This window comes from Streptomyces sp. ATexAB-D23, from assembly GCF_000373645.1.
Classification (GTDB): Bacteria; Actinomycetota; Actinomycetes; order Streptomycetales; family Streptomycetaceae; genus Streptomyces; species Streptomyces castrisilvae.
The window spans coordinates 322,179-335,551 of sequence record NZ_KB892046.1; the positions used below are offsets into that span (position 1 = coordinate 322,179).

Annotated in this window: 8 protein-coding genes; 4 read left to right on the forward strand and 4 right to left on the reverse strand. The window is 73.5% G+C overall.

Annotation, left to right across the window (positions count from 1 at the left end; all coding sequences use genetic code 11):
* The first annotated feature begins 37 nt into the window (after positions 1-37).
* Both B082_RS0129385 and B082_RS0129390 read left to right on the forward strand, forming a co-directional pair.
* Positions 38-2,284 carry a serine/threonine-protein kinase gene (locus B082_RS0129385; protein ID WP_026250317.1) on the forward strand — a complete coding sequence of 749 codons (2,247 nt, stop codon included), beginning with the start codon at positions 38-40 and terminating at the stop codon, positions 2,282-2,284.
* A 59-nt stretch (positions 2,285-2,343) separates the two neighbouring features.
* Complete coding sequence (locus B082_RS0129390; RefSeq protein ID WP_018555381.1) at positions 2,344-3,009, forward strand: response regulator transcription factor; 666 nt, start codon at positions 2,344-2,346, stop codon at positions 3,007-3,009.
* Between the two features lie 16 nt (positions 3,010-3,025).
* Here the strand turns inward: B082_RS0129390 and B082_RS0129395 are convergent, their stop codons facing one another.
* Genes B082_RS0129395 through B082_RS0129405 form a run of 3 tightly spaced genes read right to left on the reverse strand, consistent with a single transcriptional unit; the run spans position 3,026 to position 6,418 of the window.
* Entirely contained in the window at positions 3,026-4,249 is a 1,224-nt protein-coding gene (locus tag B082_RS0129395) for a sensor histidine kinase (RefSeq protein ID WP_018555382.1), read from the reverse strand.
* Between the two features lie 41 nt (positions 4,250-4,290).
* Entirely contained in the window at positions 4,291-5,658 is a 1,368-nt protein-coding gene (locus B082_RS0129400; RefSeq protein WP_026250318.1) for an FtsX-like permease family protein, read from the reverse strand.
* 7 nt (positions 5,659-5,665) lie between these two features.
* Positions 5,666-6,418 (reverse strand): ABC transporter ATP-binding protein, encoded by a 753-nt coding sequence (locus tag B082_RS0129405; RefSeq protein ID WP_018555384.1) that lies wholly within the window; start codon positions 6,416-6,418, stop codon positions 5,666-5,668.
* A 137-nt stretch (positions 6,419-6,555) separates the two neighbouring features.
* On the opposite strand from B082_RS0129405, the gene B082_RS0129410 reads away from it, so the two are divergent.
* Together B082_RS0129410 and katG are read left to right on the forward strand one after the other, a co-directional pair.
* Positions 6,556-7,173 (forward strand): class I SAM-dependent methyltransferase, encoded by a 618-nt coding sequence (locus B082_RS0129410; protein ID WP_018555385.1) that lies wholly within the window; start codon positions 6,556-6,558, stop codon positions 7,171-7,173.
* A 499-nt stretch (positions 7,174-7,672) separates the two neighbouring features.
* Positions 7,673-9,901, forward strand: coding sequence for a catalase/peroxidase HPI (gene katG, locus B082_RS0129420; RefSeq protein ID WP_018555387.1), 2,229 nt, complete (start codon positions 7,673-7,675; stop codon positions 9,899-9,901).
* A gap of 59 nt (positions 9,902-9,960) precedes the next feature.
* On the opposite strand, the gene B082_RS0129425 is transcribed toward katG, so the two are convergent.
* Positions 9,961-13,242: a GH92 family glycosyl hydrolase gene (locus B082_RS0129425; protein ID WP_018555388.1), complete on the reverse strand. Its 3,282-nt coding sequence runs from the start codon at positions 13,240-13,242 to the stop codon at positions 9,961-9,963.
* Positions 13,243-13,373 lie beyond the last annotated feature (131 nt).

The window sequence follows — 13,373 nt, forward strand, 5'->3', positions numbered from 1 at the left end:
GCGGCAGAGGTGCCCGGGGGACGAGAGGTCGGGAAGAGTGTCGCTGCGCGCAGGCGATCCGGCGGAGATCGGTGGTTATCCGCTTGAGGCGCGCCTCGGCTCGGGAGGCATGGGCACCGTCTTTCTGGCCCGTACGAGTTCGGGGCGGCCCGTCGCGATCAAGCTGATCCACCAGCAGTTCGCGAGTGACAGCGAATTCCGCATCCGCTTCCGTCAGGAGGTCGCGGCGGCGAGAAGGGTGAGCGGGGCGTTCACCGCCGCCGTGGTCGACGCTGCCCCCGAGGCCGACCATCCATGGATGGCGACGGCGTACATCGAGGGGCCGACGCTCGCACAGCGCATCGCCGACGACGGCCCGCTGCGCGGTGCCGGGCTGCGGAGCCTCGCCATCGGTCTCGCGGAGGCGCTGCGCGACATCCACCGGGTGGGCGTCGTCCACCGCGACCTGAAGCCGTCGAACGTCGTGCTCTCCGCCGAGGGGCCGCGCGTCATCGACTTCGGCATCTCGCGCGCCGCCGACCAGCAGACGCTCACGATGACCGGACGCGTCATCGGCACCCCGCCCTTCATGTCGCCCGAGCAGTTGCAGGCGCCCAGGGGTGTGGGGCCGCGCTCCGACGTCTTCTCGCTGGCGACGCTGCTGGTGTACGCGGCGACGGGACGCGGACCCTTCGACGCGGACAGCCCCTACCTGACCGCCTATCAGGTCGTCCACGAGGAACCGTCGCTGGACGCCGTACCGGCCGCTCTGCGGACGGTCGTCGAACCGTGTCTGGGCAAGGAGCCCGAGGGCCGCCCCTCGGCGGACGAACTCCTCGAACTGCTGCGGGACCTGCCGTCCGAGCTGGGCGAGAGCGTGGCGGACGGGCCCGGGGCGGCGGCCGGCCGTACCCGCGACGTCCTCACCGAGCACCACCTCGCGACACGGGACACCCCCGCGCCGAAGGCGCCGGACACGGACGTCTCCGGCGCCGGAAACTCCCGCACCGCCATCGGCCGGCGGCTGCGCGGCCGGTGGCGGCCCGTGCTCGCGGCCGCCGTCGCCGTGGCGGCGATCGGCGGGGGAGTCACCGCGTTGCAGGCGGGCGGTATCGGCGGCAGTGACACCGAGGACCACGGCAACACGACGACCGCGGCGCCGGGGGCCGCGCTGCCGGACGGCTTCGCGCCCTGGCACAAGACCGTGCTGGGCGGGCGCAAGGACATTCCCGACGAGCTGCGGTGCGTCGCACGGGGCGACGGGGTGTTCTGCGGGGGCGGGGGCGTCGTCGCGGCCCGGATCAGCGCCGTGGACGGCTCCCGCGCGTGGACGGCTCTGAGCCCCGGCATCCCCGTCCAGGGCATGCACCTGGTGGGCGCCACCGACGACACGGTCCTCGGCTACCGGTTCGCCGCCGAGGACGCCCCGCAGGACCCGGACACCGAGGTGGTGGCCATCGACGCGGACAGCGGCCGGGAGCTGTGGTCCGCCCCGGCCGGCGGCCAGTCGACCGCTGTCACGGGCCGGACCGAGGACGCCGTGCTGATGGGCGACGCCGTCGTGACGGTCGACGCGACCGACACCGCCTTCGAGGCCCGGGACGCGCACAGCGGCGAGATCGCCTGGACGCAGCCGTTCCCCGCCGGTGAGCGGTGCGCTCCCGTCCCGATGGGCGCCGAGCTCCTCGCGATGTGCGCGACGGACGCGGAGCTGTCCGCCTTGTCCGTACGCCACCCCACTCTCTACCCGGTCGACCGCACCTCGGGGACCTGGGGCGAGGCCATCGAGGTCGACGGGCCCGCCGTGCCGATGGGCGACGCGGACGGCAGGCTCGTCCTCCTCCAGGAACACTGGGAGGGGGCGGCGATGACCGGGTACGACGGGGTGGTGCGCGTCGACCCGGCGTCGGGGAAGGCCGCCTACACCCGCCTGTCCACGACGTACGGGGGAACGCCCGGTATGGCGGGCGGCACCGTGTACGTGAGCGGGCAGACCGGTCTCGTCACGGCGCTCGACCCCGCGACCGGCCGGAAGAAGTGGTCCCGGCAGACGAGCGTGGAGGGCGCGTCGGGCCCCGCAGCGGGAGACGGGGCGCTGTACTTCAGCTCCGCCAGCGGCCGGGTCGTGGCGCTGTCGCCGGCCGACGGCACATCGCTGTGGACGACCGACCCGCAGGCCGACGGGCTGACCGGCGAGCAGGGCGCGAGCCCGCGCGTGGCCGTCGCGGGGGGCGCGCTGATCGTGGCGGCGGCCGGCAACACCGTCTTCGCGTTCGACGCGCGGAACCCGCCGAAGCCGGGCTGACGCAGGGGCGGGCGGGTACGGGACCGCGGGTGCCTGCCCCGATACCCGATAATGGGGGCGTGATCAACAGGCGACTGCGCGTGGTGCTGGCCGAGGACTCCGTCGTCCTGCGCGACGGCATGGTCGAGCTGCTCGGAGCCCGCGGCTGCGAGGTGGCGGCCACCGCCGGGACGGCGCCCGAACTGCTCGCGGCGGTGGCCGAACACCGGCCCGATGTGGCCGTGGTGGACATCCGGATGCCGCCCACCCACACCGACGAGGGCATCCGCGCTGCCGTCGAGATCCGTGAGCGTACGCCCGCGACCGGCATCCTGGTCTTCTCCCAGCACATCGAGACCGCCCTCGCCGCCCGGCTGCTGGCCGGCGGCGCGGCGGGCATCGGATATCTCCTGAAGGAACGCGTCGCCCGGACCTCCGACCTCGTGGACGCCCTGCACCGGGTCGCCGCCGGGGGCACGGCCCTCGACCCGGAGGTCGTCACCGGACTGATGCGGGGCGGGCGGCGCGATCGGGTGGACGCCCTGACAGCGCGCGAACGCGAGGTGCTGGAGCTGATGGCGCAAGGGCACTCCAACCGCTCCATCGCCACCCGGCTCGTGGTGTCGGAACGGGCGGTGGAGAAACACGTCGCCGCCGTCTTCACCAAGTTCGGGCTGCGGGCGACGGCCACCGACAACCGCCGGGTGAAGGCGGTCCTGGCCTACCTGGGGCTGGGCGCGGCCTGACCCGGCCCGGCCGCCGTCACACGTGCGTGGGCAGCTCGGCGGTGACCGCGGTCGGGCCGCCCGCCGGGCTGTCGATCCGCAACGCCCCGTCCACCGCCGCGAGCCGTTCGGCCAGCCCGGTCAGGCCGGTGCCCGCGCCGGGCGCCGCACCGCCCCGCCCGTCGTCGCGCACGGTCAGCCGGATACGGCCGTCGGACGCGAGCGCCGTGAGTTCGGCCGAGCGGGCACCGCTGTGCTTGGCGACATTGGTGAGCAACTCGGCGGCGCAGAAGTAGACGGCCTGTTCGATCACCTGGTCCGGGCGCTCCCGCAGCTCCAGGCGGACGGTGACCGGCACCGGCGAGGTGGCCGTGAGGGCGGGCAGTGCCTGACCGAGGCCGCCGTCCAGCGCCACGGGGTGGATGCCCCGGGTGAGCCGGCGCAGCTCGGTGATGGTCTCGTCGGTCTGGTCGCGGGCCCGGCCCAGCAGGGAGCGCAGCCGCCCCACATCCGGTCCGGCGGCGGGGGCGAGCGCGTCCTCGGTCAGGGAGAGCGTGATGGCCAGGGCGACCAGCCGGGCCTGGGTGCCGTCGTGCAGATCGCGCTCCAGGCGGCGGAGCCGGTCGCTGTTCCCCACGAGAAGGGTGGCACGGGCGCTCTCCAGCTCCCTCACCCGCCGCTGGGCGCGGGCCGGGCCGAGCAACGACCGGGCGAGCCACCGGTTCGCCCCGCTGAGCGCCCTCAGCGCACCGGGCATCGCGCACAGCAGCACCACGCCCAGCACGAACGCCCCGGTGTCCAGCCACACGGCGGGCCGCGCGTCCGGCTCCAGCAGACGGCCCCACAGCGGAAAGCCGGCCAGCCAGACGCAGGCCGGCGCGAGCAGCACGGCGACGACGAAGCCGGCCACCCCGAGCGGCAGCCGCAGCACCAGATACAGCAGCGTCCGCCAGGCCACCGGGTCGGTCAGCACCGCACGGCCCCGGGCGAGCACCCCCTTCGGCCGAGGCAGTCCGCCCGGCTGCTCGACCGACTCGCCGAGCAGCCACGCGGTCAGCCGTCTGTGCAGCGTGCCGATACCCCGCGCACCCATCAGCGCGGCGGCCACGAACGGCAGGCCGAGCACCGTGAGCGAGAGCAGTACGCCCGCGTACAGCACGGCCAGCGCGTAGACACCGCCGATCAGGGCGAGCGGCAGCCCGGCGGCGGCGAAGACCCACTCGCCGCCCCGGACACGGAAGTACCGGCGCCGCTCAGCCATCCACATCTCCGGGCGCCCCGGCCGCCGGGCCACGGCCGTGCTCAGTCACGGGCACCGCCTGCCTGCTCCGCCGCAGGACCGCGCACCGCCCGCAGCCCTGTGCCCAGGATCACCGGGGCGGTCAGCGCCGCCGCGCCGGCGACGAGCCACCCGGCGCCACCCGGGACGGACGGCACCGCCGACCCGGTCACCGCGATGCTGAAGGCCGCCGACGCGGCGCCCGCGACCGCCGTGCCGAGCAGGACACCCACCGCGGCCGTCAGTACCGCTTCCACCGTCAGCATGCGCATCAGCTGCGACCAGGTGGCACCCACCAGCCGCAGCAGGGCGAACTCGCGGCGCCGCTCGGCGGTCACGGCGACCAGGGTGTTGACCGTGGACACCGCCGCGAAACACAGCAGCAGGGCGAGCTCGGCCTGCCGGAGCCAGACATCCGTGTCCGATGTGACGCTGCCGGTGGCCGCGCCCGTGGCGTGCTCGGCGGTGGTTGTCATGATCGTCATGGTGCCCGACAGACCCACGAGCAGCGCGACCGGCACCACGGCCGACGAAAGACGCCGCGCGTATCCGCGCAGGTTCGCGTCGGCCGGCCAGCCCGTACGGGGTGCCAGGGCCCGCACCGGCAGACCCAGCACGGCCGCCAGGACACGTGCCGCGAGCGGCCCCACCAGGGCGACCCCGATCAGCAGCACCAGCGAACCCAGCAGCGCCGCCTGCCCCGCCTTGTCCAGCTCACCGGCCGGCCGGGTCGCCGCCAGCCGCAGCAGGAACCCGCCGCCCACCAGCGCGCCCGCTCCGGCGAGCAGCCGCGGCACACCCGTCCGCCCCTGCTCCGTCGACCCGGCGGTGAGCGCGGCGGCCGGCGCGAGCCGGGTGACACGCCGCGCCGCGACGGCCGAGGCCACCAGCGCGACGACGAACGCGGCGGCCGACGCGACCAGCATCGGCACCGGTGTCCACGGGACCCCGACGCCCGGCGCCGCCATCCCCCGCCCTTGCAGCTCGGCGAGGAGGAGACGGGCCGCGACCGCGCCCCCGGCCCAGCCCGGCACCGTCACCAGCACGGTGACCGCGACGACCTGACAACGGACCAGCCGCCGCGCCTGCCGGGGCGTCGCCGCGACCGTACGCAGCAGCGCCAGCTCACGGTGCTGCTGACGCAGCGCGAAGCCCAGCGCGTTGACCACCACGAAGAACGCGACGAGCACCGCGATCTCCCCGAAGGCACCGGCGATCACCATCAGGCCGGGCCCCTCGACCGCGTCCCGGGCGGCCTCCGGCGTCGCGAGACCGGTGGCGAACAGCGAACCGAACAGCGTCACCGTGGCGATGGCGAGAAGGAGCGCGACCGCCAGACCGGCGAAGGCCGCCGGCTGCCGCCGGATCCGGCCGAGAGCGAGCAGGACGATCACGGGCTCAGCCGCCCAGACGGCTCAGGCGCTCGCCGACCTGAGCGGCGGTCGGCCGGAGCAGCTCGTCCACCAGCAGACCGTCGGCCAGCAGCAGCACCCGGTCCGCGTACGCGGCGGCCACCGGATCGTGGGTCACCATCACACAGGTCTGCCCCTCCTGGTCCACCCCGGCGCGCAGCAGGTCCAGGATCTCGCGCCCCGTGGACCGGTCCAGCGCCCCGGTCGGCTCGTCCGCGAACAGCACCTCCGGGTGCGACACCAGCGCTCGGGCGATCGCCACCCGCTGCTGCTGCCCGCCGGACAGCTGCCCCGGCCGGTACCGCTCCCGCCCGGCGAGCCCCACCCGGGCCAGCGCGTCCCGGACCTGTTCCCGGCCGGGCCGCTCACCGGCCAGCCGGCCGGGCAGCTCGACGTTCTGCTCGACCGTCATCGCCGGCATGAGGTTGAACGCCTGGAACACGAACCCGACCCGGCCGCGCCGCAGTTGCGCCAGCCGCCGCTCCGGCAGCCGGGACACCTCCGTACCGCCCCACCGGACGGAGCCCCGCGTGGGCCGGTCCATCCCCGCCAGGCAGTGCAGCAACGTGGTCTTGCCGGAGCCCGAAGGACCCATCACCGCCGTGAACGTACCGGGGGAGAGCCCCACGGAGACTCCGCGCAGCGCCCGGACGGCGGCGGTGCCGCGCCCGTACTCGCGGTGCAGGTCCTGCGCCCGGACGGCGGTCCGGGGCCCGGTGTGTGTCGCTGTCTCAGCCATGTCCCCCATCCTGGGCCGACGGGGCGCCCGGATCGATCATGCCTGCCCCCGGATCGGCGGTACGGGAAACCGAACCACGGCCGGGGCCGTGAGCCCGGCCCGCTCCGGCCGGCCCCGCCCCGTCTACAGTGGGCCGCATGAACCGCTGGACCGAGCTGACCGGAGACACGTCGGGGGAGGACTACGCCGCCCGATTCGCGGCCCTGGCCCGCAGCGGCAAGGACATGCACGGGGAGGCGCGGTTCTGCTCGGCCCTCGTGCCCTCCGGAGCGCGCGTGCTGGACGCCGGATGCGGCACCGGGCGAGTCACGATCCGGCTCGCGGAGCTCGGGTACGACTGCGTCGGGGTGGACGTCGACCCGTCGATGCTGGCCGTCGCGCGGAAGCACGCACCGCACCTGCCCTGGTTCCGGGCCGACCTCGCCGCGTTCGACCCGGCGGCCCTCGGCATCGAGGCGGGCTTCGACCTCGTCGTCGCCGCGGGCAACGTCTTCGCGCTGCTCGCCCCCGGCACCGAGGCCACCGTCGTCCGGCGCCTGTCGGCGGCCCTGCGCCCCGGCGGCCTGCTGGTCGCCGGCTTCGGCCTGGACAAGGCCCACCTGCCCGTGGAGCCCGCGCTCACGCTCGCGGAGTACGACGACTGCTGCGCCGCCTCCGGTCTCGCCCCGGTCGACCGCTTCGCGACCTGGGACGCCGCCCCTTACGACGGCGGCGGCTACGCCGTCAGCGTCCACCGCCGGCCGGACACGACCTAGCCGGACAACGGCTCCAGCGTCGCGCACAGCGCGAACGGGAAGGCGGGCTCCGCGCGTCGGACGTCACCGCAGCCGCCGGACCCGGTCCTGACGACCGGTTCCGCGGGCTCCGCGCGTCGGACGTCAGCGCAGCCGCCGGACCCGGTCCTGACGACCGGTTCCAACCCGACTCCTGCGCCCGGTGGAACCAGCGGTCGCCCCGCCGGGCAGAGCAGACGGACTCCGCCCGTCCGGAGCAGGCCGGCCCCCGGACGTACTGATTTCCCGCACCTGTTCCCGCGCGGCGATGCACGGCGGTGGCCGGAGAGCCGTGGCGGCGCCGGAGGTGCGGACCCTGATCATTCCCAGTGTGCGTGTCGTATTGACTTGGATTAGGTCCATCGTAGGATCGGTTCCGGTCGATGCCAGGGCAGGACAACACCAGGGCCGAGACGGGTCCGGCCGCTTCACCCTCCGCAGTCCCGGAGAGCCGTGATCCGCCCCGCCCGGAAGGAAATCCATGACTGAGAACCACGACGCGATCGTCACCGACCCCAAGTCGGAGGAGGCCGGCGGCTGCCCCGTCGCCCACGGTCGCGCGCCGCACCCGACCCAGGGCGGCGGAAACCGCCAGTGGTGGCCGGAGCGGCTCAACGTGCGGATCCTTGCCAAGAACCCCGCCGTGGCCAACCCGCTCGGCGAGGACTTCGACTACGCCGAGGCCTTCAACGCCCTTGACCTGCCCGCCGTCAAGCGGGACATCGCCGAGGTGCTGACGACCTCGCAGGACTGGTGGCCCGCCGACTTCGGCAACTACGGCCCCTTCATGGTCCGCATGGCCTGGCACAGCGCCGGCACCTACCGCATCAGCGACGGCCGCGGCGGCGCCGGCTCCGGCCAGCAGCGCTTCGCCCCGCTCAACAGCTGGCCGGACAACGCGAGTCTGGACAAGGCCCGGCGCCTGCTGTGGCCGGTGAAGAAGAAGTACGGCAAGAACATCTCCTGGGCCGACCTCCTCGTCCTCACCGGCAACGTCGCCCTGGAGACCATGGGCTTCAAGACCTTCGGCTTCGGCGGCGGACGTGCCGACGTGTGGGAGCCCGACGAGGACGTGTACTGGGGCCCGGAGACCACCTGGCTCGGCGACGAGCGGTACACCGGCGACCGGGAACTGGAGAACCCCCTCGGCGCCGTGCAGATGGGCCTCATCTACGTCAACCCCGAGGGCCCCAACGGCAACCCGGACCCGATCGCCGCGGCCCGCGACATCCGCGAGACGTTCCGCCGGATGGCGATGAACGACGAGGAGACCGTCGCATTGATCGCCGGCGGCCACACCTTCGGCAAGACGCACGGCGCCGGACCCGCCGACCACGTGGGCCCCGACCCCGAGGCCGCCCCCATGGAACGCCAGGGCCTCGGCTGGGAGAGCACCTACGGCACGGGCAAGGGCGGCGACGCCATCACCAGCGGCCTCGAAGGCATCTGGACGGACACCCCGACGACCTGGGACAACAGCTTCTTCAACATCCTGTTCGGGTACGAGTGGGAGCTGTTCAAGAGCCCCGCGGGCGCCCACCAGTGGCGTCCCAAGGACGGTGGCGGCGCCGGCACCGTGCCCGACGCGCACGACCCGTCCAGGAGCCACGCCCCGACCATGCTGACCACCGACCTCTCGCTCCGGTTCGACCCGGCGTACGAGCAGATCTCGCGGCGCTTCCACGAGAACCCCGAGGAGTTCGCCGACGCCTTCGCCCGCGCCTGGTACAAGCTGACCCACCGCGACATGGGCCCGGTCGTCCGCTACCTCGGCCCCGAGGTCCCCGCGGAGACCCTGGTCTGGCAGGACCCGCTGCCGGCCCGCGCCCACGAGCTGATCGACGCCGCGGACATCGCCGCGCTCAAGGAGAAGGTCCTCGCCACGGACCTGTCGGTGTCCGAACTGGTCTCCACCGCGTGGGCCTCCGCCTCGTCCTTCCGGGGCAGCGACAAGCGCGGCGGCGCCAACGGCGCACGCATCCGCCTCGAACCGCAGAACGGCTGGGAGGTCAACGACCCGGACCGCCTCGCGGGCGTCCTGCGCACCCTTCAGTCCGTCCAGGAGTCCTTCAACTCCGCGCAGCAGGGCGGCAAGCAGGTCTCCCTCGCCGACCTGATCGTCCTCGCGGGCGCCGCCGGGGTCGAGAAGGCGGCCGAGGCGGCCGGCACCGACATCGAGGTCCCGTTCACCCCGGGCCGGGTCGACGCCACGCAGGAGCAGACCGACGTGGAGTCCTTCGTCGAGCTGGAGCCGGCCGCCGACGGCTTCCGCAACTACCTCGGCAAGGGCAACCGGCTGCCCGCCGAGTACCTGCTGCTCGACCGGGCGAACCTGCTGAACCTGAGCGCGCCGGAGATGACGGTCCTCGTCGGCGGTCTGCGCGTGCTCGGCGCCAACCACCAGCAGACCTCGCACGGCGTGCTCACCGACGCCCCGGGGACCCTCACCAACGACTTCTTCGTCAACCTGCTCGACATGGGGACGACCTGGACGTCGACCGCCGACGACCGGAGCGCCTTCGAGGGCCGCGACGCCGCAGGTGCGGTCCGCTGGACCGGCACCCGCGCCGACCTGGTCTTCGGGTCGAACTCCGAACTGCGCGCGGTCGCCGAGGTCTACGCGAGCGACGACGCGAAGGAGAAGTTCGTGCGCGACTTCGTCGCCGCCTGGGACAAGGTCATGAACCTGGACCGGTTCGACCTGGTCTGAGTACACCGTGAGGGCCGGCCCCACGCGTGGGGCCGGCCCTCACCGCTGCACGGGTCCGGTCAGGCGGTGGCCACCGCGAACACGTGGATGATCCCGCCCTCCGTCTCGCCCGGCAGCGTCACGCTCGCCAGCTGCTTACCGGCCTGGAGGGCGATCGGCGCGGTCGCGAAGAGCTCGGTGCCCACCGGGTCCTTCCCGCCGCCCTGCACATCGCGGTACTCGGTGTGCACCGCGACCGTGTTGCCGAACGACGGCTGCTGCGTGCCGCCGCCCAGGGTCCAGTCGCTGAAGCCGATCTCCGCCTGCTGCGTGGTGCCGTCGGTGTACGTCAGCGTCACCGTCCCCGATGCCTCGCCCTCGGCGGCGCTCCCGAGGAAGGCGAGCTTCGTGTCGCCCCGCGCGGCGGGGACGTTCAGCACCTGCGGGTCCGAGCCGGCCACCTCGATGTTGTCCGGGTCACCGGCACGCACCTGCGGCCAGACGAAGTCGAAACCGCCCGACGAGACCGTGCCGCCCGGCTCCGCACCCGCCGCCGCGAGCGCCTTCGCCGAGTAACTCCAGCCCTCGCCGTCGAAGTCGGCCTGCGGGTTCCCGTCGTCCGCCGAGATCCCGGTGCTGTTGCGGTTCCACAGCAGGCCGTCGCGCTCGGCGACCGTCACCGCCGCCGATGTCTTCGGCAGCTCCTCACCCGTCGAGGACTCCAGGGTCACCGGGACCGTGTAGTAGCCCTCGGCGGTGTCCGCCCCGGCCGACACGGTGAGTTTCGCCTGCGCCGCGCCGCGTGCGGGCACCGTGAAGTCGCCCTCGGACGGGGTGACGGTGATCCCGGCGGGCGGATCGGCCGTCCAGTGCACGGTGGTCGCCTTCGTCTCCAGGCTCTGCACCTTGACGACCGTCCGCGCGCCTTCGGAGCCCGGCTCGGTCTTCAGCTGGTCGGGGGAGGCGCCCGTGAAGTACTTCAGCCCGCCGCCGGGGAAGGACGGCGGGGCGTCGGCCGGCGCGCTGCCCCAGGTGGTGTCGGCCGTCGTGCCGAGGGTGAAGTCGAGGTGGCCGCCCCGGGTGACGAGCGAGTCCGAAACCCACGGCTTCGTGGACGTACGGCCGTCGACCTTCAGACCGTGGATGTACGTGTGGCCGGCCGAGGCCGCGGGCGCGTCGACCGTGATCGTCCTGCCGTGCCCGGTGTGCACCACCGCGTGCGGGAACAGCGGGGCGGTGAGCGTCAGATCGGCGCGGCTCGGGTTCTGCGGGTACATGCCCAGAGCGGAGAAGACGTACCAGGACGACATGGTGCCCGCGTCGTCGTTGCCCGGGATGCCGCCGGGGCCGTCGGTCCACAGCTGGTCCAGCTCCGCGCGGACCGTCTCCTGTGTCTTGTACGGAGCGCCGAAGTAGTTGTACAGGTAGGGCGCGTTGATGTCCGGCTCGTTCGTCGGGTCGTAGCGAGTGGGCTCCTTCGCCGAGAAGTCGAACGTGCCGTCCGGGCCGCGGAAGAACGCGTCGAGCCGCTCGGTCGCGCGCTCGTTGCCGCCCATGGCGCCCGCGAGACCGGCCACGTCCGAGTAGACCATCCAGGTGTACCGGGCGCTGGTGCCCTCGACGAACCCGCTGCCGGTGCCCGGCGTGAAGGTGCCCGCCCAGCTGCCGTCGGACTTCCGGTCGCGTATGTAGCCGCCGTCCTCGGTGGCGTTGGCGTCGAAGACGTTGGTCCAGTTGCCCGACCGGTCCAGGAACCTCTTCGCGTCCGCCGTCCGTCCCAGCCGCCGGGAGAGCTCCGCGAGGCCGAAGTCGGCCGCCGCGTCCTCCAGCGTCTCGGCCGCACCGCCCCAGCAGTGGCAGTTGTCCGCCGGTACATAGCCCAGCTCCAGGTACTTGTCGAGGGCGGGCCGCTGGCCCACGCACTCGACGTTGCAGCCCGCGCTGTCCGAGTCGTTCGCGGTCGGCACCGTCGCCGCCTTCACCAGGGACTTCAGCGCGCCCCTGACGTCGAAGTCACGGCCGCCGAACGCGTAGATCCCGGCGAGCGCCGCGTCCGACGGGTCGCCGGACATCACGCTCGTCCTGCCGTTCTCCAGCAGCCAGCGGTCCCACTCGCCGTCGCGCTGGTTCGCGTAGTTGAAGAGGGACTGGGCGTAGTCGCTGCCCGCCTTCGGGTTGAGCAGGGCCATGAGCTGCACCTGCGCCCGGTACTGGTCCCAGCCGGAGAAGGTGCCGTACTGCGCCTTCTGCCCCTTGGCGAGCCGGTGCGGTTTCCGGTCGGCGCCGAGATAGCGGCCGTCCACGTCGCTGGTGAGGGTCGGCTCCAGCATGGAGTGGTAGAGCGCGGTGTAGAACGTGGTGCGCCGGGCCTCGGTGCCTCCGCCGATCTCGATCGACTTCAGCGCCTTGTTCCAGTTGGCGGCGGCCTGCCGCTTCACGGAGTCGAAGCTCCGGCCGGGCCCGTTCTCCGCGCGGAGGTTGGCCTCGGCGTTCTTCTGGCTCACGTAGGAGACGGCGACCCTGGCGCGCGCCAGGGTGGTCCCGTCCGCGAACGTGACGTACGCGCCTGAGCCCTTGCCCTCCACGGCGTTGCCGGACGCGCTGTAGCCCGTACCGCCGGAGGCGGAGGTGGAACCGGGGGAGAGCGTGCCGTCCTTCCAGGTGCCGACCTTCGCGAAGGGCTTGTCGAAGTGGGCGGTGAAGTACAGCGTGTAGAGGTCCTTGCGGTTGTTCGCGCTCTGCGGCCCGCAGAAGTTGCCCGCCGTGACCGAACCCGTCACGGTCCGCTCGGCCCGGTTGATGTGCACGGTGGCGCCGGTGCTCCCGGTCTCCGAGTTGGAGGTGCGGAAGAGCATGCTGGCGGGCTTGCCGGCGGGGAAGCCGAACTGCCCCGATCCGGTGCGGGCGGTGGTGGTGAGCGCCGCCGACGCGCCACTGGCCAGGCCGACCTTGTAGTAGCCGGCGGACGCAGTCTCGTCGTCGTGCGAGAAGTCGCTCGCGTACTTCGCGTCGGTGGTGTCCGAGGTGGGGGAGGAGTCCACATCGCCCACGTACGGCATGACCGGGATGTCGCCGTTGGCGCCGGAGCAGCCGACGCCGTTGAGATGGGTGAGGCTGAAGCCGCGGATCTTCTTCGCGTCGTACTGATAGCCGCCGGGCGCGGGCGTCGAGACCTGCTTGCCCCGTGAGTTCTGGGGACTCCACGCCAGCATGCCGAACGGCTGGACCGCGCCCGGGTAGGTGTTGCCGGCGTTCGACGAGCCGATGAGGGGGTCGACGTACGACACCGGGTTTCTGACGGTGTCCCCGCCGGGCGAGGCGGACGCGGGGGCGGCCGCGGCCGCCAGACCCATCACGGCCATGGCGGCGGCGGTGACGGATCCGACGGCCCGGATTCCGGGATGCGTTCGACGGTTGTGCGTCTGTGGCACCGTTCCTGCCCTTCGTATGTGACGGACGGTCAACGCGGCGGGGAACGGGCGTCGTGGCCGCA

What these genes read in the sequence shown, in the direction of transcription:
- B082_RS0129395 (WP_018555382.1), bottom strand. Translation starts at nt 4,249, where the DNA reads ATGGCTGAGCGGCGCCGGTACTTCCGTGTCCGGGGCGGCGAGTGGGTC.
- B082_RS0129405 (WP_018555384.1), bottom strand. Translation starts at nt 6,418, where the DNA reads ATGGCTGAGACAGCGACACACACCGGGCCCCGGACCGCCGTCCGGGCG.
- B082_RS0129410 (WP_018555385.1), top strand. Translation starts at nt 6,556, where the DNA reads ATGAACCGCTGGACCGAGCTGACCGGAGACACGTCGGGGGAGGACTAC.
- katG (WP_018555387.1), top strand. Translation starts at nt 7,673, where the DNA reads ATGACTGAGAACCACGACGCGATCGTCACCGACCCCAAGTCGGAGGAG.
- B082_RS0129425 (WP_018555388.1), bottom strand. Translation starts at nt 13,242, where the DNA reads ATGGCCGTGATGGGTCTGGCGGCCGCGGCCGCCCCCGCGTCCGCCTCG.